At 69.4% G+C, this 17,894-nt stretch carries 21 protein-coding genes; 17 read left to right on the forward strand and 4 right to left on the reverse strand.

What is annotated here, in order from left to right:
- Window positions 1-45: 45 nt before the first annotated feature.
- From FGL25_RS03560 to FGL25_RS03590, 7 genes are read left to right on the forward strand one after another with little or no spacing between them, the layout of a single operon-like run.
- Window positions 46-312 (forward strand): head-tail connector protein, encoded by a 267-nt coding sequence (locus tag FGL25_RS03560; RefSeq protein WP_138140970.1) that lies wholly within the window; start codon window positions 46-48, stop codon window positions 310-312.
- Window positions 279-626 (forward strand): phage head completion protein, encoded by a 348-nt coding sequence (locus tag FGL25_RS17780; protein ID WP_290125512.1) that lies wholly within the window; start codon window positions 279-281, stop codon window positions 624-626. Before FGL25_RS03560 ends, FGL25_RS17780 begins: the two co-directional genes overlap by 34 nt.
- Window positions 623-1,030 (forward strand): DUF3168 domain-containing protein, encoded by a 408-nt coding sequence (locus tag FGL25_RS03570; RefSeq protein ID WP_138140971.1) that lies wholly within the window; start codon window positions 623-625, stop codon window positions 1,028-1,030. The genes FGL25_RS17780 and FGL25_RS03570 overlap by 4 nt, the downstream gene beginning before the upstream one ends.
- Before the next feature lies 1 nt (window position 1,031).
- Window positions 1,032-1,442 carry a phage major tail protein, TP901-1 family gene (locus tag FGL25_RS03575; RefSeq protein ID WP_138140972.1) on the forward strand — a complete coding sequence of 137 codons (411 nt, stop codon included), beginning with the start codon at window positions 1,032-1,034 and terminating at the stop codon, window positions 1,440-1,442.
- Window positions 1,442-1,732: a GTA-gp10 family protein gene (locus FGL25_RS03580; protein ID WP_138140973.1), complete on the forward strand. Its 291-nt coding sequence runs from the start codon at window positions 1,442-1,444 to the stop codon at window positions 1,730-1,732. The genes FGL25_RS03575 and FGL25_RS03580 overlap by 1 nt, the downstream gene beginning before the upstream one ends.
- Window positions 1,732-1,917 carry a phage tail assembly chaperone gene (locus FGL25_RS03585; RefSeq protein ID WP_138140974.1) on the forward strand — a complete coding sequence of 62 codons (186 nt, stop codon included), beginning with the start codon at window positions 1,732-1,734 and terminating at the stop codon, window positions 1,915-1,917. Before FGL25_RS03580 ends, FGL25_RS03585 begins: the two co-directional genes overlap by 1 nt.
- Window positions 1,910-2,437 (forward strand): phage tail tape measure protein, encoded by a 528-nt coding sequence (locus FGL25_RS03590; RefSeq protein WP_138140975.1) that lies wholly within the window; start codon window positions 1,910-1,912, stop codon window positions 2,435-2,437. The genes FGL25_RS03585 and FGL25_RS03590 overlap by 8 nt, the downstream gene beginning before the upstream one ends.
- An 88-nt stretch (window positions 2,438-2,525) precedes the next feature.
- Here the strand turns inward: FGL25_RS03590 and FGL25_RS03595 are convergent, their stop codons facing one another.
- Window positions 2,526-3,227 (reverse strand): DUF805 domain-containing protein, encoded by a 702-nt coding sequence (locus FGL25_RS03595; RefSeq protein WP_046653408.1) that lies wholly within the window; start codon window positions 3,225-3,227, stop codon window positions 2,526-2,528.
- A gap of 164 nt (window positions 3,228-3,391) precedes the next feature.
- On the opposite strand from FGL25_RS03595, the gene FGL25_RS03600 reads away from it, so the two are divergent.
- The 8 genes from FGL25_RS03600 (at window position 3,392) to FGL25_RS03635 (ending at window position 13,327) form a co-directional block, all read left to right on the forward strand.
- Window positions 3,392-4,003 (forward strand): DUF2460 domain-containing protein, encoded by a 612-nt coding sequence (locus FGL25_RS03600; protein ID WP_138140976.1) that lies wholly within the window; start codon window positions 3,392-3,394, stop codon window positions 4,001-4,003.
- Window positions 4,004-4,006: 3 nt separating this feature from the next.
- A complete protein-coding gene (locus FGL25_RS03605) occupies window positions 4,007-4,660 on the forward strand; it encodes a baseplate hub domain-containing protein (protein ID WP_138140977.1) in 654 nt (217 codons plus the stop codon).
- On the forward strand, window positions 4,657-5,106 hold the full coding sequence (locus tag FGL25_RS03610) for an NlpC/P60 family protein (RefSeq protein WP_138140978.1): 450 nt from the start codon (window positions 4,657-4,659) through the stop codon (window positions 5,104-5,106). Before FGL25_RS03605 ends, FGL25_RS03610 begins: the two co-directional genes overlap by 4 nt.
- A 12-nt stretch (window positions 5,107-5,118) precedes the next feature.
- The gene (locus FGL25_RS03615; protein WP_138140979.1) at window positions 5,119-8,823 is read left to right on the forward strand and encodes a baseplate multidomain protein megatron; all 3,705 of its coding nucleotides are present in this window, start codon (window positions 5,119-5,121) and stop codon (window positions 8,821-8,823) included.
- A gap of 80 nt (window positions 8,824-8,903) precedes the next feature.
- Window positions 8,904-9,839, forward strand: coding sequence for a DnaJ C-terminal domain-containing protein (locus tag FGL25_RS03620; protein WP_128115974.1), 936 nt, complete (start codon window positions 8,904-8,906; stop codon window positions 9,837-9,839).
- Window positions 9,840-9,892: 53 nt separating this feature from the next.
- On the forward strand, window positions 9,893-11,053 hold the full coding sequence (locus tag FGL25_RS03625) for a phosphoserine transaminase (RefSeq protein WP_138140980.1): 1,161 nt from the start codon (window positions 9,893-9,895) through the stop codon (window positions 11,051-11,053).
- 94 nt (window positions 11,054-11,147) lie between these two features.
- On the forward strand, window positions 11,148-12,443 hold the full coding sequence (locus FGL25_RS03630; RefSeq protein WP_138140981.1) for an adenylosuccinate synthase: 1,296 nt from the start codon (window positions 11,148-11,150) through the stop codon (window positions 12,441-12,443).
- A 77-nt stretch (window positions 12,444-12,520) separates the two neighbouring features.
- Complete coding sequence (locus FGL25_RS03635) at window positions 12,521-13,327, forward strand: response regulator (protein WP_003165808.1); 807 nt, start codon at window positions 12,521-12,523, stop codon at window positions 13,325-13,327.
- 16 nt (window positions 13,328-13,343) lie between these two features.
- Here FGL25_RS03635 and rpoH read toward each other — a convergent pair whose 3' ends face one another.
- Both rpoH and FGL25_RS03645 read right to left on the reverse strand, forming a co-directional pair.
- Window positions 13,344-14,228, reverse strand: a complete 885-nt coding sequence (gene rpoH / locus FGL25_RS03640) for an RNA polymerase sigma factor RpoH (RefSeq protein WP_138140982.1) — start codon at window positions 14,226-14,228, stop codon at window positions 13,344-13,346.
- A 229-nt stretch (window positions 14,229-14,457) separates the two neighbouring features.
- A complete protein-coding gene (locus FGL25_RS03645) occupies window positions 14,458-15,483 on the reverse strand; it encodes an RluA family pseudouridine synthase (protein ID WP_128720770.1) in 1,026 nt (341 codons plus the stop codon).
- Between the two features lie 76 nt (window positions 15,484-15,559).
- On the opposite strand from FGL25_RS03645, the gene FGL25_RS03650 reads away from it, so the two are divergent.
- On the forward strand, window positions 15,560-16,198 hold the full coding sequence (locus FGL25_RS03650) for a DUF2799 domain-containing protein (protein WP_197733798.1): 639 nt from the start codon (window positions 15,560-15,562) through the stop codon (window positions 16,196-16,198).
- Between the two features lie 67 nt (window positions 16,199-16,265).
- Here FGL25_RS03650 and fba read toward each other — a convergent pair whose 3' ends face one another.
- Window positions 16,266-17,330, reverse strand: coding sequence for a class II fructose-bisphosphate aldolase (fba, locus tag FGL25_RS03655; protein WP_003165803.1), 1,065 nt, complete (start codon window positions 17,328-17,330; stop codon window positions 16,266-16,268).
- A 156-nt stretch (window positions 17,331-17,486) separates the two neighbouring features.
- On the opposite strand from fba, the gene FGL25_RS03660 reads away from it, so the two are divergent.
- The gene (locus FGL25_RS03660) at window positions 17,487-17,888 is read left to right on the forward strand and encodes a hypothetical protein (protein ID WP_046653215.1); all 402 of its coding nucleotides are present in this window, start codon (window positions 17,487-17,489) and stop codon (window positions 17,886-17,888) included.
- The last annotated feature ends 6 nt before the right edge of the window (window positions 17,889-17,894 follow it).

Genomic DNA, 17,894 nt, shown 5'->3' on the forward strand with positions numbered 1-17,894 from the left:
CCTTCTCCCACAAGGGGAGAAGGAAAAGGAACATAGGAGATTTGAATGAGCGCACCCGTGAGCCTCACGGAGGCGAAGCTGTTCCTGCGCGTCGAGCATGAGGCGGAGGATGGGCTGATCCAGACCCTGATCGACGCAGCCAGGACGCGGGTGGAGGGGGAGGTGGGTTTGAGCCTGACCTCGACCTCGCCGGCGCCGCTGAGGCTGGCGGTGATGATGCTGGTGATGCGCGCCTATGAGCGCGGCGACGGCGAGATGAGCGCGGCGCCGGTCGAGGGATGGATCGCGCCCTATCGCGTGGTGCGGCTGTGAGCGCGGGGGCGATGAAGGTGGTGGCGTCGCTGGTGCGGCCGGTGGCGGCGCAGACGCCCTATGGCGGGCAGGTGGTCAGCTATGAGCCGGTCGGGTCGTTGTGGCTGGCGCTGGGAACGCGCAGGCGGCGCGAGCGAACGGAAGCGGGCGTGACGCGCGGCGTGGAGACGCTGAGCGCCACGGTGCGGGCCGATCCGAGGCTGGAGGAAGGGCTGGTCGTGCGCTTCGGCGGGGCGGACTGGGGCGTGGTCGGGATCGAGGCCGATCCGAAGGCGGCGGGCCGGGTGCGGCTGAACCTGGAGCGGATGCGATGAAGGATCATGAAGGGGCGCTGGTGAAGGCGCTGATCGCGCATCTGGGCGGTGATGGGGCGCTGAAGGCGCTGCTGGGCGATCCGGTGCGGGTGTGGGACGAAGCGCCGTCCGGGGTGGGGTTTCCGCATCTGGTGCTCGGGCGGTGCGAGAGCCGGCCGCTGAACGCTGACGGCGGCGGGGTGGAGCAGCGGCTGACCCTGACCTGCGCCAGTCGGTTCAGGGGGCTGGAGGAGGCGCGGGCCGTCGCGGCGGCGGTGCGGGCGCGGCTCGCCGATGCGCCGCTGGAGGCGGACGGAGTGAGGGCGGTCAGCGTGGCGGTGACGTTTACGGACTTGTTCCGCAGCGCGGATCTGAAGCGGGCGTGGGCGGTGATGCGGTTGAGAGCCGTGACGGAGGAAATCTGAGATGAGCGCACAACGAGGCAAGGACATCCTGCTGAAGATCGAGGGCGTGGGCGGCGTCTTCACCACGGTGGCGGGGCTGAGGGCGAGGACGATCTCGCTGAACGCCAAGACGGTGGACGCGACCGACAGCGACAGCGCCGGGCGGTGGCGCGAACTGCTGGCGGGGGCGGGCGTGAAGTCGGCGGCGGTGTCGGGGCAGGGGATTTTTCGCGACGCGGCGTCGGACGCTCTGATCCGCGAGGCCTTCTTCGAGCAGGCGGCGAAGACGTGGCGTCTGATCGTGCCGGACTTCGGCGTGCTGGAGGGGCCGTTCCTGGTGGCGGCGCTGGAATACGCCGGGGAGCATGAGGGCGAGGCGAGTTTTGCGCTGAGCCTGGCCAGCGCAGGCGAAGTGACGTTCTCGGCGCTGTGATGGTGAACGGCGTGCGGGGCGAGGTCGTGGCGAGGCTGGCGGGGGCGGAGCGGAAGCTGTGTCTGACGCTGGGGGCGCTGGCCGAGATCGAGACGGGGCTGGGCGTCGCCGGGATGGCGGCGCTGGTCGAGCGGATGAAGGCGCTGTCGGCGCGCGATCTGATGGTGGTGCTGGCGGCCTTGCTGCGCGGCGGGGGCGAGGCGGTGTTGGCGGACGGGCTGGCGACGGCGCCGGTCGATCCGCGCGAGGCGGCGGAGGCGGTGGCGAAGGCTTTTGCGGCGGCCGCCTGATGACGCCCCAAGACCGTCAATGGGCGGAGATGATGCAGGCGTCGGCGCGGATGGGCGTGGGGCCGGAGGGCTTCTGGCGGCTGTCGCTGAAGGAATGGCGGATGCTGACGGCGGGGCCGGCTCAGGCCGCGCCGCTGGGGCGCGGCGAACTGGAGCGGATGCAGGAGAGATGGCCGGATGACTGATGGTTTCAGGCCGGACGGGATCGACGCCGTGCCGGTGAAGGCGGCGGAGGCCGCGGCGGCGCTGGAGGCGCTGAAAGAGCCGGCGGAGCGGGCGGCGGCCTCGATCGAGGACGCCTTCGGGCGCGCGGGGGCCAGCCTGACGCGGTCGCTGACGCGGGCGGCGGCGGACGGAGAGGTGACGCTGGCCGAACTGGCGCGTGCGGTGCTCAACGCGGTCAATGCGGCGGCGGGCGCGCGCGGCGGCGGCGGGCTGGCGGGGGCGATAGCGGCGGCGCTGGGCGGTTTCGGCGGGGCGCGGGCGGATGGCGGGCCGGTGATGGGCGGGGGCGCCTATCTGGTCGGCGAGCGCGGGCCGGAGGTATTCCGTCCGTCGGGCGCGGGGACGATCGAGCCGTTGGGCGGCGCGACCGGAGTGACGGTCAACGTCACGGTGGACGGCGGGGCCGAGGGGTTGCTGCGGTCAGAGACGCAGATCGCACGGATGCTGGCGCGGGCGACGGCGCTGGGCGCGCGCGGCTAGCGGCGCTTAAGCAGGGAGGGGCTGTGAACGACAGCGCCAACAAAAAAAGGGACGCCCGGAGGCGTCCCTTTGCAGACCGATGGGTCGATTACTCGCCCTTGGGATTGGGGCCGAACTTGTTGTCGCCCTTCTGGCTGTCGGAGATGCCGATCCAGAGGAGGAAGCCCAGGCCGACGAGCAGCATGATGCTGAGGCCGCCCATCATGGAGCCCAGCATGGACAGGGCCACGGAGGGATCTTCGCTCTCGAAGGCCTGCGGGTTGGTGATGACGGCCGTGCCGACGGCGCCGATGATCATGATGAAGCCGACGATGTTGGCGACCCAGGGGATGACGGCGAACCAGCCTGATTTGCCCATGTCGTGCAGACGCTTCACCGTGATGGCCAGGTTCGGCCAGATCATGGCGATGGACAGCAGGGCGCCGAGGATCGGAATCCAGCCCAGCACCACGCCGGCGCCGAGCAGGATCAGCCAGCTGATCCAGAAGTGCTGGCGACGCAGGCGGCCGTTGAAGGACAGCATGGCCGTGGCGAAGTCATAGGCGCCGAGCGGGGCGCCGCCCGTCGAAGAGGCGGCGGCCTGACCGAAGGCGGCGGCGGGAGCGGTGGAGGCCAGGATCATGATCTGGGTCGCCTCCATGCCTTCCGGCACGAAGTCGACGCGAGCGCCGACGGCGACGGTTCCGCCAGCCTGGACGTCCGCGCGGGTGAAGCCGTAGCGGATGCTGTCGTCGCCGCTGATCAGGCCCGTGCCCGAAGTGTCGTCATAGCTGAGAATTTCGCCGCGCACGCGGATCTCCTGTTGTTGAACGGCTTCGCCGTGGTGTGGCGAAAGCATGGCTGAGCCTGGCCGTTCGGACAACCCGAAGACTGCCGTCAGGTGAAGTTTTTCGCGAAACGTTCGCAATCTGTCCCGCGACGGGACGCAATCCACATCAAAGTAAGCGAGGACGCATGGCTTTCCATGAGGTGCGCCTGCCTGCGCGGCTGGCGTTCGGTTCGACCGGCGGGGTCGAGCGCAGGACGGAGATCACGACGCTGGCCTCAGGGTTCGAGCGGCGCTCGACGCCGTGGGCGGACGGGCGCAGGCGTTATCTGATCGGAGCGGGCCTGCGGTCGCTGGACGACATGGCGGCGCTGACGGCGTTTTTCGAGGCGCGGCGCGGGCGACTGCACGGGTTTCGGTTTCGCGACTTCGCGGACTTCAGGAGCGGAGCGCCGGGGGCGGCCGTGACGCCGCTGGATCAGGCGATCGGGACGGGGGACGGGCAGGCGCGCGTCTTTCAGTTGAGCAAGGCTTACGGGGATCATCGACGCCTCATCGCCAAGCCGGTCGAGGGATCGGTGCGGGTGGCCGTGGCGGGCGTGGAGACGGCGGCCTTCAATCTGGAGACAACGACGGGGCGGGTGACGCTGGCGACGGCGCCGCTGCAGGGCGCGGCGGTGACGGCGGGCTTCGCCTTCGACGTGCCGGTGCGGTTCGACGCGGACCGGATGGAGGTGACGCTGGAGAGTTTCGGCGCCGGGCGGATGGTGGCCATGCCTCTGATCGAGGTGCGGGTCTGAGCCATGCGCAATGTTCCGGACGAACTGGCCGTCCGCATCGAGAGCGGGGCGGCGACGCTGTGTCATGTCTGGCTGCTGAGGCGGGCCGACGGGCGGGCGATGGGCTTCACCGACCATGACCGCGATCTGGAGGTCGAGGGCGCAGCGTGCCGGGCGGCCAGCGGCTGGACCGGCGGGGCGGGCGACGGCGAGGTCGGGCTGGCGGCGGGTGCGCTGTCGGCGTCCGGCGGGCTGGATGATGCGGCGATCACCGAAGAGGACATAGCGGCGGGGCGGTATGACGCCGCCGAGGTCGAGCTGTGGCGCGTGGACTGGATGCGGCCGGACCTGAGGGTGCGGCTGTGGAAGGGGCGGCTGGCGCGGATACGGCGCGAGAACGGGCGCTTCGTCGCCGATCTGGACGGGCCGATGGCGGCGCTGGAGCGGGTGGTCGGGCGGACCTATGGCCGGGGCTGCGATGCGGTGTTGGGCGATGGACGGTGCGGGCTGGATGCGGCGGCGGTCGCGGGGCGCAACTGCGACAAGCGGTGGGCGACCTGTACGGGGGTGTTCGGGAACGGGGTCAATTTCCAGGGCTTTCCGGACATTCCGGGCGAAGATTTCCTGACGGCGCGACCTGCGGCGGGACGCAATGACGGCCGGAGCCGCAGGCGATGAGGGATGCCGAACGGCGCGCGCGGGTCGTGGCGGCGGCGCGGGGGTGGCTGGGGACGCCCTATCGACATCAGGCCAGCGTGAAGGGCGAGGGGGCGGACTGCCTGGGGCTGGTGCGCGGGGTGTGGCGCGAGGCAGTCGGCGAGGAGCCGGAGGCGCCGCCGCCCTATCGTCCCGACTGGGCCGAGGTCGGGGGCGAGGAGACGCTGTGGGCCGCGGCGCGGCGGCGGCTGGTGGAGATCGCGCCGGAGCAGGCGGGGCTGGGCGATGTGCTGCTGTTCCGCATGGCGGCGGGCTGTCCGGCTAAGCATTGCGCCGTGTTGAGCGCGGTCGAAGGGCCGGAACGGCGGATGATCCACGCCTATTGGGGGCGGTCAGTGGTCGAAAGCTGGATGGGGGCGTGGTGGCGCAGGCGTTTGGTCGCGGCGTTTCGCTGGCCGAATTTCTAAGAAGGAGCAGGCATGGCGCAGGTCGTTCTGGGCGGGATCGGGTCGGCGCTGGGCGGACCGATCGGGGGCTTTATCGGCGGGGTTCTGGGGCGGGCGGCGGATAACTGGCTGGTCGCCGGCCTGTCGCCCGCGCGGCAGGTCGGGCCGAGGCTGGAGGGGCTGAAGCTGCAATCCTCAGCCGAGGGGGCGTCGATGGCCTGCGTCTTCGGCCGGGCGCGGGTGGTCGGGCAGGTGATCTGGGCCGCGCGCTTTCTAGAAAGGAAGGAGAAGCGGTCGGGCGGCAAGGGCGGTCAGAAGACGGTCGACTACGCCTATTCGCTGAGCTTCGCCGTGGCCCTGTGCGAGGGGCCGATCGACGGGATCGGGCGGGTCTGGGCCGACGGCCAGCCGATGGATATGGCGGGCGTGACGATGCGGCTGCATCGCGGGACGGAGGATCAGACGCCCGACCCGCTGATCGAGGCGGTGGAGGGGCGGGCGCCCGCCTATCGCGGTACGGCCTATGTGGTGTTCGAGGATCTGCCGCTGGACGCCTATGGCGACCGGCCGCCGCAGCTGGCGTTCGAGGTGTTCCGGCGGCCGCAGGGGGCGGCGCCGCAGCTGGAAGACCGGCTGGAGGGCGTGTGCCTGATCCCCGGCGCGGGAGAGTTCTGCCTGGCGACCGAGCCGGTGATGCGGCGCGAGGGGCTGGCGAAGTCCACGCCGGAGAACGTGCATCTGACGGCGGGTCAGACGGACCTGGAGGCCTCGTTGGATCAGCTGATGGCCCAGGCTCCGCGGTTGAAGCGGGTCAGTCTGGTGCTCGGCTGGTTCGGCGATGACGTGCGGATGGGGCATTGCCGTATCCGGCCAGGGGTGGAGCGGAGGGACAAGCCGACCCAGCCGCTGGTCTGGGGCGTGGCGGGGGTGACGCGCGCGGACGCGCATCTGATCAGCCGGGTCGACGACGGAGAGGGCGGCGAAGGCCCGGCCTATGGCGGGACGCCGTCGGACGAGAGCGTGCGGCAGGCGATCCGGGCGCTGAAGGCGCGCGGGCTAGAGGTGACGCTGTATCCCTTCGTCTTCATGGACTGCGCCGGCTATCCGTGGCGAGGGCGGATCACGGGAACGGATGGGGCCGGGGCGACGGCTGAGGTCGCGGCCCTGTTCGGGACGGCGGGCGGCTGGGGGTTGAGGCGGCTGGCGCTGCACTATGCCCGCATGGCGGCGGATGAAGGGGCGGACGGCCTGCTGATCGGCTCGGAGATGCGGGGGCTGACCTGGACGCGGGATGCGAACGGGGGCTTTCCGGCGGTGGCGCAGTTTCGGGCGCTGGCGGCGGAGTGCCGGGCGGTGGTCGGGTCGCGGGTCAAGCTGAGCTACGCCGCCGACTGGTCGGAGTATTTCGGCTGGCAGAGGGACGGAGAGGTTCGGTTTCACCTCGATCCTTTGTGGGCGGACCCGAATATCGATTACGTCGGCATCGATTGGTATCCGCCGATGGGCGACTGGCGCGGCGGCGACGGCGGGCGGGACGCCGAAGATTTCAAAGGGCCGTCGGACCCGGCCTATCTGGCGGCGCAGGTCGCGGGCGGCGAGGGGTATGACTGGTTCTACGCCGGCGCGGCGGATCGGGCGGCGCAGCGGCGCACGGCGATCACGGACGGCGCCCACGGCGAAGACTGGATCTGGCGTTATAAGGATCTGAAGGGCTGGTGGTCGAACCGGCATCATGAGCGCGTGGGCGGCGCAAGGCAGGCGGCGCCGACGGCCTGGGTTCCGGGGATGAAGCCGATCCGGCTGACCGAGTTCGGCTGTGCGGCGGTGGATCGCGGGGGCAATGCGCCGAACCTGTTCCAAGATCCGAAGAGCAGCGAGAACGCTCTGCCGCCGTACTCTACGGGCGCCCGCGACGACCGGATGCAGCGGCGGCTGATCGAGGCGGTGCTGGGGCACTATGCGCAGCCGGTGAACAACCCGGTCTCGGGCGTCTATGGCGGGCCGATGCTGCAGGGTGCGCATGTCTGGTGCTGGGACGCGCGGCCCTATCCGGCGTTTCCGGCGCTGCATGAGGTGTGGGCTGACGCGGGCGCCTGGCGCACAGGGCACTGGCTGAACGGGCGGATGGGCGGCGATGCGCGCGGGCTGATTGAAGCGATCCTGAAGCGGGGCGGGCTGAGCGAGACGGACTATACGGTCGGGGCGGTGGACGGCGGGGTGACGGGCTATGTCATCGACCGGCCGATGGCGACGAAGGATGCGCTGGCGCCGCTGGTGCAGGCGCTGGGGGCGACGACGGCCGAGCGGGATGGTCGGGTGGCCGTGCTGGGCGAGACGGCGCGGGAGATGACGCTGCATCAGGCGGCGCTGGCCCTGCCCGACAAGGGCGGGAGCGCGGCGGCGGATCGACGGCTGACGCCTCGGCCGGGCGCGGCGCGGCTGCGCTTCATCGACGAGGCGGCGGACTATCAGCTGGGCGCGGTGACGGTGCGCGGCGACGGCGAGGGCGGCGGCGTGGACGCGGCGCTGCCCGCCGTGGTCGGGACCGGGCTGGCGACGGCGGCGGCGCAGCGGCTGTTGCAGGGCGAGGCGGCCGAGCGGTTGACGCTGAAGCTGGGGCCGCTGGAGGCGCTGAGGCTGGAGCCGGGCGATGTGACGGCGGTGGAGGGCCGTGCGGGCGACTGGCGCGTCGAGCGGCTGGACTGGGACGAGACGCCCAGCGCGACCTTGACCCCGATGGTTGAGGTGGTCGTTGTGGACGCGCCCGAGGATTGGCGTGGAGACGGCGGCGGCGCGGGAACGCCTGGGGCCCCGTTCCTGATGCTGTTGGACCTGCCGCCGCTGCCGGGCGAGGAGGCGGACGGGCGGCCGGTGGTCGCAGCGGCGGCGGAGCCGTGGACGCCGATGGCGCTGCATGGCGGGGTCTCGGTCGACAGTCTGACGCAGAGGGCGGTGGTGGAGACGCCCGCGACGGTGGGAACGCTGACGGCGCCGCTGCGGCCGGGCGTGGTCGGGCGTTGGGACGAGACGGGCGTGCTGAACGTGCGGATCGAGGGGCAGGCGCCGCAGAGCCGGGCGGTCGAGGCGGTGCTGTCGGGCGCCAATCTGCTGGCGGTGCGCAGTGCGGACGGGTGGGAGCTGGCGCAGTTCCGCCGGGCCGAACTGATCGGCGGCGACGTGTGGCGGCTGAGCGGCCTGTTGCGCGGGCAGCAGGGGACGGAAGAGGCGGCGGCGCGCGGGGCGGAGCCGGGGGCGTTGGTCGTCGTGCTGGAGCGCGGCATGGCGCGGGCCCAGGTCGATGCGGTCGAGCGCGGATTGCCGCGGGTCTGGCGAGCGGGGCCTGTGGGTTCGCCGCCGGGCGGGACGGGGACGACGGAGGTGAGCTTCGCCTGGAGCAACCGGAACGCGGCGCCGTGGCGACCGGCGCATCTGAAGGCGAGCCCAGAAGGCGGCGGATGGCGGTTGAACTGGCGGCCGCGCGTGCGGCAGGGCGGCGACGGCTGGGGGGGCGAGCCGGTCGAGGTCGATCCGAGACGGTTCCGAGTGCGGGTGCTGGACGGGGATGTCGAGCGCCGGGTTTGGGAGGTCGAGGGGCTGGCGGCCGTCTATGGCGCGGTCGAGGTCGCGGCGGACTTTCCAGGCGGCGTCGGCTCCATAGCCAAGGTCGCCGTGGCCCAGTGGGGCGACGGGTACGGCTGGGGCGCGGAGGCGATGGTTCCGCTGGTCCTGCCGATCTAAACCATGTCGGCCCCTTTCGGCGGGCGGGCGCATGGCTTAACTGACGCTCTGGTCTGTATTGATCCGGAGTGGAGCGAAAATTGGCTGGCGATCCCTATCAGGAACTGGGCGTTTCCAAGGGCGCGAGCGCGGACGAGATCAAAAAGGCGTTCCGCAAGCTGGCCAAGGAACTGCACCCCGACAAGAATCCCGGCGACAAGGCCGCCGAGGAACGGTTCAAACGCATCACCGCCGCTTTCGACCTGTTGGGCGACGCCGAGAAACGCGCCAAATATGATCGCGGCGAGATCGACGCCGATGGACGCGAGCAGTTCCGCGGCTTCGGCGGGGGGGCGCAGGGCGGACGGCCGGGCGGCGGCGGTTTCGGGGGCTTCGGCTTCGGCGGGCGCGGCGAGGGCGGTCCCGGCGGCCGGGCCAGCTTCGACGACATCGATCTGGAAGAGATTTTCGGCGCTTTCGGCGGCGGCGGGCGTGGGGCTGGGCGTGGGTTCGGCGGCGGGCGCGGCCAGGACGTGCGGGCGACACTGGACATCAGCCTTGAAGACGCCATCGCCGGGACGACGCGGCGCATCCAGTTCTCGGACGGGCGGATGCTGGATGTGGCCATTCCCAAGGGCGCTTCCGAAGGCCAGGTGATCCGGCTGAAGGGGCAGGGCGCGCCAGGGCGGGGCGGTCAGGCGGGCGACGCCCTGATCGAACTGCGTATCCAGCCGCATCCGGTGTTCAAGCGCGACGGCGCCGATCTGACGATGGATCTGGCGGTGTCGGTCCCCGATGCGGTGCTGGGCGGGAAGATTCAGGTGCCGACGCCCGAGGGCGCGGTGATGATGACCATCCCCAAGGGCTCGAACTCGGGCAAGGTGCTGCGGCTGAAGGGGCGCGGCGCCTATGCGAACGGCAAGCGCGGCGATCTGCTGGCGAAACTGGTGGTGACGCTGCCGGAGACGCCGGACGACGAACTGGTCCGGTTTGCGACCGAATGGCGTGAGCGCCGGCCCTATAAGCCCGGCCGTTGATGGCCTAAGGGCTTAGCTTCCTTCTTCTCCTCCCCGAGACTGTAGAGACCGTGATGACGCCCAAGCCCGCCGCCAAGCCCGCTCGCCCCTGGTTCTCGTCCGGGCCGACGGCCAAGCGTCCGGGCTGGTCGCTGGCGGGGCTGCCGACCAATCTGATGGGCCGGGGCATCCGCGCGCCGGAGGTGGCCGAGCGGTTTGCGCATGGGCTGAATCTGACGCGCGAAGTGCTGAGTCCGCCGGACGACTATGTGCTGCTCTATACGCCGGGGTCGGACACGGGCGCGGTCGAGGCGGCGCTGTGGTGCATGCTGGGCGAGCGGCCGGTGCAGGTCGTCGCCTATGAAAATTTCGGCCAGGTCTGGGCGACGGACGTGCGCGATCACTTGAAGTTGGAGCCGGAAGTGCTGACGGCGCCGTGGGGCGAACTGCCTGACCTGTCGAAGGTCGATCCGAAGAAGGACGTGGTGTTTCCGTGGAACGGCACGACCTCGGGCGTGCGCGTGCCGGACGGGGATTGGATCGCCGATGATCGCGAGGGGCTGACCATCTGCGACGCGACCTCGGCGGCGTTTGCGATGGACCTGCCGTGGGACAAGCTGGATGTGACGACCTTCAGCTTCCAGAAGGCGCTGGGCGGCGAGGCGGGCATCGGCCTGATGGTGCTGTCGCCGCGCGCCGTGGCAAGGCTGGATACGTATCGTCCCGATCGGGCCGTGCCCAAGGTGCTGCGGATCGTCGACAAGAAGGGTTTTGACCGGACCCTGGCGGACGGGGTGGTGATGAACACCTTCTCGGTCCTGACCATCGAGGACTGGATCGACGCGCTGGACTGGGCGAAGGGCGCGGGCGGCCTGCCCGCGTTGATCGCGCGCACCGACGCCAACTATGCGGCCCTGGCCGAGTGGGTGGAGCGGACCGACTGGATCGACTTCCTGCCGGAGCGCCCGGAAATCCGCTCGACCACGTCGGTCTGTCTGAAGTTCGTCGATCCGCGTATCGCGGCGATGGACGAGGCGGGACAGAAGGCCTTCGTGAAGCGGTTCAAGGGGCTGCTGGAAGGCGAGGGGGCGGTCTATGACATGGAGCCGCATCGTTATGCGCCTCCGGGTCTGCGCCTGTGGTGCGGCTGCACGGTCGAGACGGCGGACGTCGTGGCCGCGACGCCGTGGTTGGAGTGGGCGTTCCAGGCGGCGGTCGACGAACTGGCCGGATAATTCTGTCGCCCATTCTACGCCCTTTGGGGGGCGACTCCGGACGATTCAGGGGTTATAGGCTCCCACCGCATTCTGGATTGCGGAGAAAACGGTCTTGGCTAACGTCGCAGTGGTCGGCGCCCAATGGGGCGACGAGGGCAAGGGCAAGATTGTCGACTGGCTGTCGAACCGGGCCGACATGGTCGTGCGGTTCCAGGGCGGCCATAACGCCGGGCATACGCTGGTCGTTGACGGCAAGGTCTACAAGCTGGCGCTGCTGCCGTCGGGCGTGGTTCAGGGCAAGCCCTCGATCATCGGCAACGGCGTGGTCGTGGACCCGTGGCACCTGGTCGGCGAGATCGAGAAGATCCAGGCTCAGGGCGTGGCCATCACGCCGGACATTCTGACTATCGCCGACAACGCCTGCCTGATCCTGCCGATCCATCCGGCCCTGGACGTGGCGCGCGAGGCCGCCGCCAGCGCGCCGGGCGCCAAGATCGGCACGACCGGCCGCGGCATCGGCCCGGCCTATGAGGACAAGGTGGGGCGTCGGGCCATCCGCGTCTGCGACCTGGCCAATGAAGACGACCTGAAGATCAAGATCGACCGCCTGCGCTCGCACCATGATCCGCTGCGCGCGGGCCTGGGGCTGGAGCCGATCGATCCGGCGGCTCTGCTGGCGCAACTGCTGGAGATCGCGCCGAAGATCCTGCCCTACGTCAAGCCGGCGTGGCGGGTGCTGGACGCCGCGCAGAAGGCGGGCAAGCGCGTGCTGTTCGAAGGGGCCCAGGGCGCCTTCCTGGACGTGGATCACGGCACCTATCCCTATGTGACCAGTTCGAACACCATCGCCGGTCAGGCGGCGGCGGGGTCGGGCGTCGGTCCGCGCGGCGTCGGCTATGTGCTGGGCATCGTGAAGGCCTATACGACCCGCGTCGGCGAAGGCCCCTTCGCCTGCGAACTGAACGATGAGGTCGGCGAACATCTGGCCGTGGTCGGTCGCGAGGTCGGCGTGAACACCGGCCGGGCGCGTCGCTGCGGCTGGTTCGACGCGGTGCTGGTGCGCCAGTCGGTGGCGATCAACGGCATCGACGGCATCGCCCTGACCAAGCTGGACGTGCTGGACGGGTTGAAGACGCTGAAGATTTGCGTCGGCTATCGCATCAACGGCGAGGTGCTGGATTATCTGCCGTCCAGCCTGAAGGATCAGGCCTCGGCTGAGCCGGTGTTCGAGGAGCTGGAAGGCTGGAACGAGAGCACGGCTGGCGTCTGCAGCTTCAAGGATCTGAACGCCCACGCGCTGAAGTATGTGCGGCGGATCGAGGAACTGATCGGCGCGCCGGTGGCCCTGCTGTCGACCAGCCCCGAGCGGGACGACACCATTCTGATGCGCGATCCTTTCCAAGGTTGAGTTTACGTTTTTGGGCTGAGGCAACATCGCCTTAACCCGTGGGGCATAGGGTCGGGCTCTGGAATGGAGCTCGCCCCGTGTTCGCCCTAGACGCCAAGACGATGCAGAGGATCGCGCCGGTGGTTCGGCGTGTGCTGATCGTCGACCCCAATCCCGCCGCTGCGCGCCTGTTGATGGACCTGCTGAAGGGGTTCGGATCGCGCGAGATCGTGGTCGAGGGCGACGAGGCGCGCGTGCTGGACCTGGCGCGCGAGATGGAGCCGGGCCTGATCTGCACCGAGCGGGCAGGGCCGAAGCTGGACGGCGAGGCTCTCGTGCGGCGTATCCGTCGCTCCAGCCTGTCGTGCCGACGCGCGCCGATCATCATGGTGACGGCCGAGGCGACCGCCAGCGCCATCAAGGGCGCACGGGATTCCGGCGTGCACGAGTTCCTGAGAAAACCCTTCACCAGCGGCGATCTGCAACGTCGGATCGAGAACCTGGCGACCAAGCCGCGCGACTGGGTCGAGGCGGTGGGCTATGTCGGCCCGGATCGGCGGCGCTTCAACTCGGACGACTACGCCGGACCGCAGAAGCGCAAGGCGGACAAGCCGCGTTCCGGCGCCGAGGCCGCGGTGGCGGTCAAGGATCAGGCGATGCGGATTCTGTTCTCCGCCCTGACGCAGTTCGACAGCGATCCGATGCAGGCCGTGCGGGCCATCAAGCAGCAAGCCGAGACGTTGAAGGCGCTGGCCATCAAGACCGGCGACGCGCCGTTGGCGATCGCCGCAGCGGGTCTGGATACGGTGCTGGCTGCCGGGGCGCCGACGAAGGCCGCGCTGACGGCGCCGGTTCAGGCGGTGCTGAAGCTGGCGCCGCCCGAGACGCTGGCGCGGGCGGGGTAGTGAGCCCTGGTCGACGTCAGGCGTCGACCAGGTTCCGTTCCTCGGCCGCAGCGCGCATGGCCTTTTGCAGCTTTTCGAAGGCGCGCACCTCGATCTGACGCACGCGCTCGCGGCTGACGCCGTATTGGCCGGCGAGTTCTTCCAGCGTGACCGGGTCGTCCTTGAGGCGACGTTCGGTCAGGATGTGCTTCTCGCGGTCGGTCAGTTCCTCCATGGCCTCTTGCAGCAGGCTCATGCGGATCGACTTTTCCTCGTTTTCGGCGAGTTGGGTCTCCTGGCTGACGGCGTCGTCGTCGGCCAGCCAGTCCTGCCACTCGCTTTCGCCGTCCGCGCGCAGCGGAGCGTTCAGCGAGGCGTCGCCGCCGAGGCGGCGGTTCATGTTGGTGACTTCTTCTTCCGACACGCCCAGCTTGGTGGCGATGGCCTTCAGATGTTCAGGGTGCAGGTCGCCTTCCTCGAAAGCCGAGATCTGGCTCTTGGCCTTGCGCAGGTTGAAGAAGAGCTTCTTCTGCGCCGCGGTGGTGCCCATCTTCACCAGGGACCAGGAGCGCAGGATGTATTCCTGGATCGAGGCGCGAATCCACCACATGGCGTAGGTCGCCAGGCGGAAGCCCTTGTCGGGATCGAATTTCTTGACGGCCTGCATCAGGCCGACGTTGCCCTCGGAGATCACCTCGCCGATCGGCAGGCCGTAGCCGCGATAACCCATGGCGATCTTGGCCACGAGGCGCAGGTGAGAGGTCACGAGACGGTGGGCGGCCTCAGGATCCTGGTGTTCGCTCCACCGCTTGGCGAGCATGAACTCCTCATCCTTGGTCAGCATGGGAAACTTACGGATTTCCGTAAGATAACGGGACAGTCCCTGTTCAGGCGACATCACCGTCAGCGTATTGTTGGCCATATGGTCCCTCCGGCTACATGAGCTGGCGTTGCGGCTCCGACCACATGACGTGCGTCATCACCTCGCCCCTCAACTGACAAGATGGGAATCCGTTGCCCGAAGCGAAAGGGGCGGATTGTCCCAATTCGGCGGCGATGCTCAGTCCTTCGCCGTCGTCGTCATTATCTAGCACAGATGTTGTTGCTAATAAAGCGGGCAGTTTGGCGCAGTCGGACGCCGGTCCGGAGCGTCAGAGTTCGGACAGCAGGGCTTCGAGGCGTTGCATGTCGTCCGGCGGGGCGGTTTCGAAGCGGAGGGCTTCGCCGGTGACAGGGTGGATGAAGCCGAGGACGGCGGCGTGCAGGGCCTGGCGTTTCAAGCCGGACGCCTCGACGGCGGCGCGGACGGGGGCGGCGGGGCTGCCCGAGCCGTAGACGGGATCGCCGAGCAGGGGTGCGCCCTTGGACGCCATGTGGACGCGGATCTGGTGGGTGCGGCCGGTGTGCAGGGTGCAGGCGACGCGAGCCGCCAGCGGGGCGTTCGACGCCTTGGCCGGGCGGCCGAAGGTTTGCTGGACCACATAGTCGGTGATCGCCTCGCGTCCGCCGGAGCGCAGCACGGCCATCTTCTTGCGGTCGCCGCTGGAGCGACCGATCTGGGTCTGGATGCGGCCTTTCTCGGGCGAGGGCGCGCCGCGCGTCAGGGCCACATAGGTGCGCTCGATGTCGTGGGCGGCGAACAGGGCGGACAGTCCTGCGTGGGCGCGGTCGGACTTGGCGGCGACCATGACGCCCGAGGTGTCCTTGTCCAGACGGTGGACGATGCCGGGGCGGGCGACGCCGCCGATGCCGGAGAGACTGTCGCCGCAGTGGGCCAGAAGGGCGTTGACCAGGGTGCCGGTCTCGCAGCCCGGCGCCGGGTGGGCGGCCATGCCGGGCGCCTTGTCTATGACGATCAGGTCGGCGTCCTCGAACAGCACCGTCAGGGGGATGGCTTCCGGCTGGGGCGTCGCCGGGGCGACGGGCGGCAGGGCGACCACATAGAGACCGGGTTGGGCCTTGGCCGAACCGTTGGAGACCGTCTGGCCGTCGCGGGTGACGGCGCCGTCGGCCAGCAGGGCCTGGAGCCGGGCGCGGGACAGGGTCGGGAAGGCCTCGGCCAGAGCCTTGTCCAGACGCACGCCCGGCGCGTCGATGCGCGCCTGAAGTCGTTCTGCGGCGCGCGGCGCATCCTCGAGCGTTTCGTCGTCTTCCGTCAGCAAAGGTTCATCGGCCATAAGGCGAAATAGCATGGCTTGCGTGCAGAGGCGTCATCAGACCTCAAACGCGAAAACGCCCCTGGAGAGGCCGAAGATGAAGTCGCTGATCGCCGCCGTTGTCGCTGTTTCGGGCCTGACGCTGTTGTCGGGCTGCGCCACCATGAACGAGGATCAGTGCCTGGTCGGCGACTGGGGCGGTCAGGGCTGGCGCGACGGCGCGGCCGGACGCCAGGTCAGCCGCCTGGACGAGCACGCCAAGGCCTGCGCCAAATACGGGGTGGCGCCGAACATGAGCGCCTATCTCGCCTCGCGTGAAGACGGGCTGCGGACCTATTGCACCTGGGAGAACGGCTTCCGGCAGGGGCGCGAAGGGAACAGCTATGGCGGGGTCTGCGCCCCGGCCGAGGAGCGAGACTTCCTGCCTGCCTATGAGGACGGGCGGCGCATCCATGCGGTCGAGCAGGCGGTGGCCTCTGCCGAGAGCGCGTTGAACTCGGCGATCAGCCGCATCGACAATCGCGAGGACAAGCTGGAGGCCAAGCAGCGCGAACTGCGCCAGGACGGCCTGACCGACGAGGAGCGCCGCCGCATCCGCGACCGTATCCGTGAAGTGCGTGATGAAATTCGCGACGCCCGTCGCGATGCGCGCCAGGCCGAAGAGGCGCTTCACTACGCAGAGATCGAGGCGCGGGCGGTGCGCGGGGCGATCGGCGGCCGCTACGGCGTCTGGTGAACATGAAAACGCCCGCCTCCGGTCGACGAAGGCGGGCGTTTCAGTCTGATCAGGACGCGACCGGCGATCAGCCGATGCGCGGGTCCAGTTCGCCCGAAGCGTAGCGCTTTGCCATCTGGGCGGTGGACAGGGGCTTGATCTTGGAGGCCATGCCTTCGCAGCCGAACTGCAGATAGCGCTCCTGGCACAGCTTGCGCATGGCTTCCTTGGCGGGCTTCAGATAGGCGCGCGGGTCGAACTCGCCCGGCTTCTCGGCCAGCAGCTTGCGGATGGCGCCGGTCATGGCCATGCGGTTGTCGGTGTCGATGTTCACCTTGCGCACGCCGTTCTTGATGCCGCGCTGGATCTCTTCGACCGGCACGCCCCAGGTCTGGGGCATCTGGCCGCCATAGGCGTTGATGATGTCCTGCAGATCCTGCGGCACCGAGCTTGATCCGTGCATCACCAGGTGGGTGTTGGGCAGGCGACGGTGGATTTCCTCGATCACGTTCATGGCCAGGACTTCGCCGTCCGGCTGGCGCGTGAACTTATAGGCGCCGTGCGAGGTGCCCATGGCGATGGCCAGGGCGTCGACCTTGGTGGCCTTGACGAAGTCGACCGCCTGATCCGGGTCGGTCAGCAGGGCCGAGTGGTCCAGCTTGCCTTCGAAGCCGTGGCCGTCCTCGGCCTCGCCCATGCCAGTCTCCAGCGAGCCCAGAACGCCCAGTTCGCCCTCGACCGAGACGCCGCAGCTGTGGGCCATCTCGGTGACGCGGCGCGTCACGTCGACGTTGTATTCGTAGGAGGCGGGGGTCTTGGCGTCTTCTTCCAGCGAGCCGTCCATCATCACCGAGGTGAAGCCGTACTGGATGGCGGTGGCGCAGGTGGCCGGGCCGTTGCCGTGGTCCTGGTGCATGCAGACCGGGATGTGCGGATACAGTTCAGCCAGGGCGTCGATCAGTTTGGCCAGGACGACGTCGTTGGCGTAGGAGCGGGCGCCGCGCGAGGCCTGGATGATGACCGGCGCATTGACGGCGTCGGCGGCCTCCATGATGGCCAGGCCCTGCTCCATGTTGTTGATGTTGTAGGCGGGCAGGCCGTAGTCGTGCTCCGCCGCGTGGTCGAGCAGTTGTCGCAGCGTGATGCGCGCCATGGATAGTCTCCTGAACCAGATATGATTTTGCCCGAGGTCTTAGCCGGTCGGGCGGGGGAAGTCACGCCGATGTGACAGGGCGCAAGCCGGGTGGACTTTGGGCGCGCAGCCTCTAAGTGGACGCGACGCCTCGGCGTATCTGACCAAGGAGCGGCGATGAGCCAGAACGATGATGCGCTGGATGAGGACGGCGGCGGTTTCGACGTCGACGACTGGGCGCGGCTGACGCCCTTCAACGGGGCCGTGGCGACGCTGGACGATGTTCAGGCGGGCAAGGCCGTGTTCGCTCTGGGCGACACCGAAGAGGCGCGCGTCATCGACATGGAGCTGCCTCAGCCGGTCATCTGGTGGGAAGACGACGGCGAACAGGCGGCGGTGATCGTTCAGGCCGAGGCCCATGTCGGGCCCGACGGCGATCTGATGGAGGTGCTGGGTCTGATCCTGCCCGACGGCGGCGGGGCGGTGGCCCTGCTGGATGACGTCGATCTGGTGGACGACACCGATCCGACGTGGCGCGATCTGGTCGCGCGCGCCGTCGACATGGACGGCGAAGACTAAAGCTTC

It is taken from the genome of Brevundimonas vancanneytii, from assembly GCF_901421975.1.
Classification (GTDB): Bacteria; Pseudomonadota; Alphaproteobacteria; order Caulobacterales; family Caulobacteraceae; genus Brevundimonas; species Brevundimonas diminuta.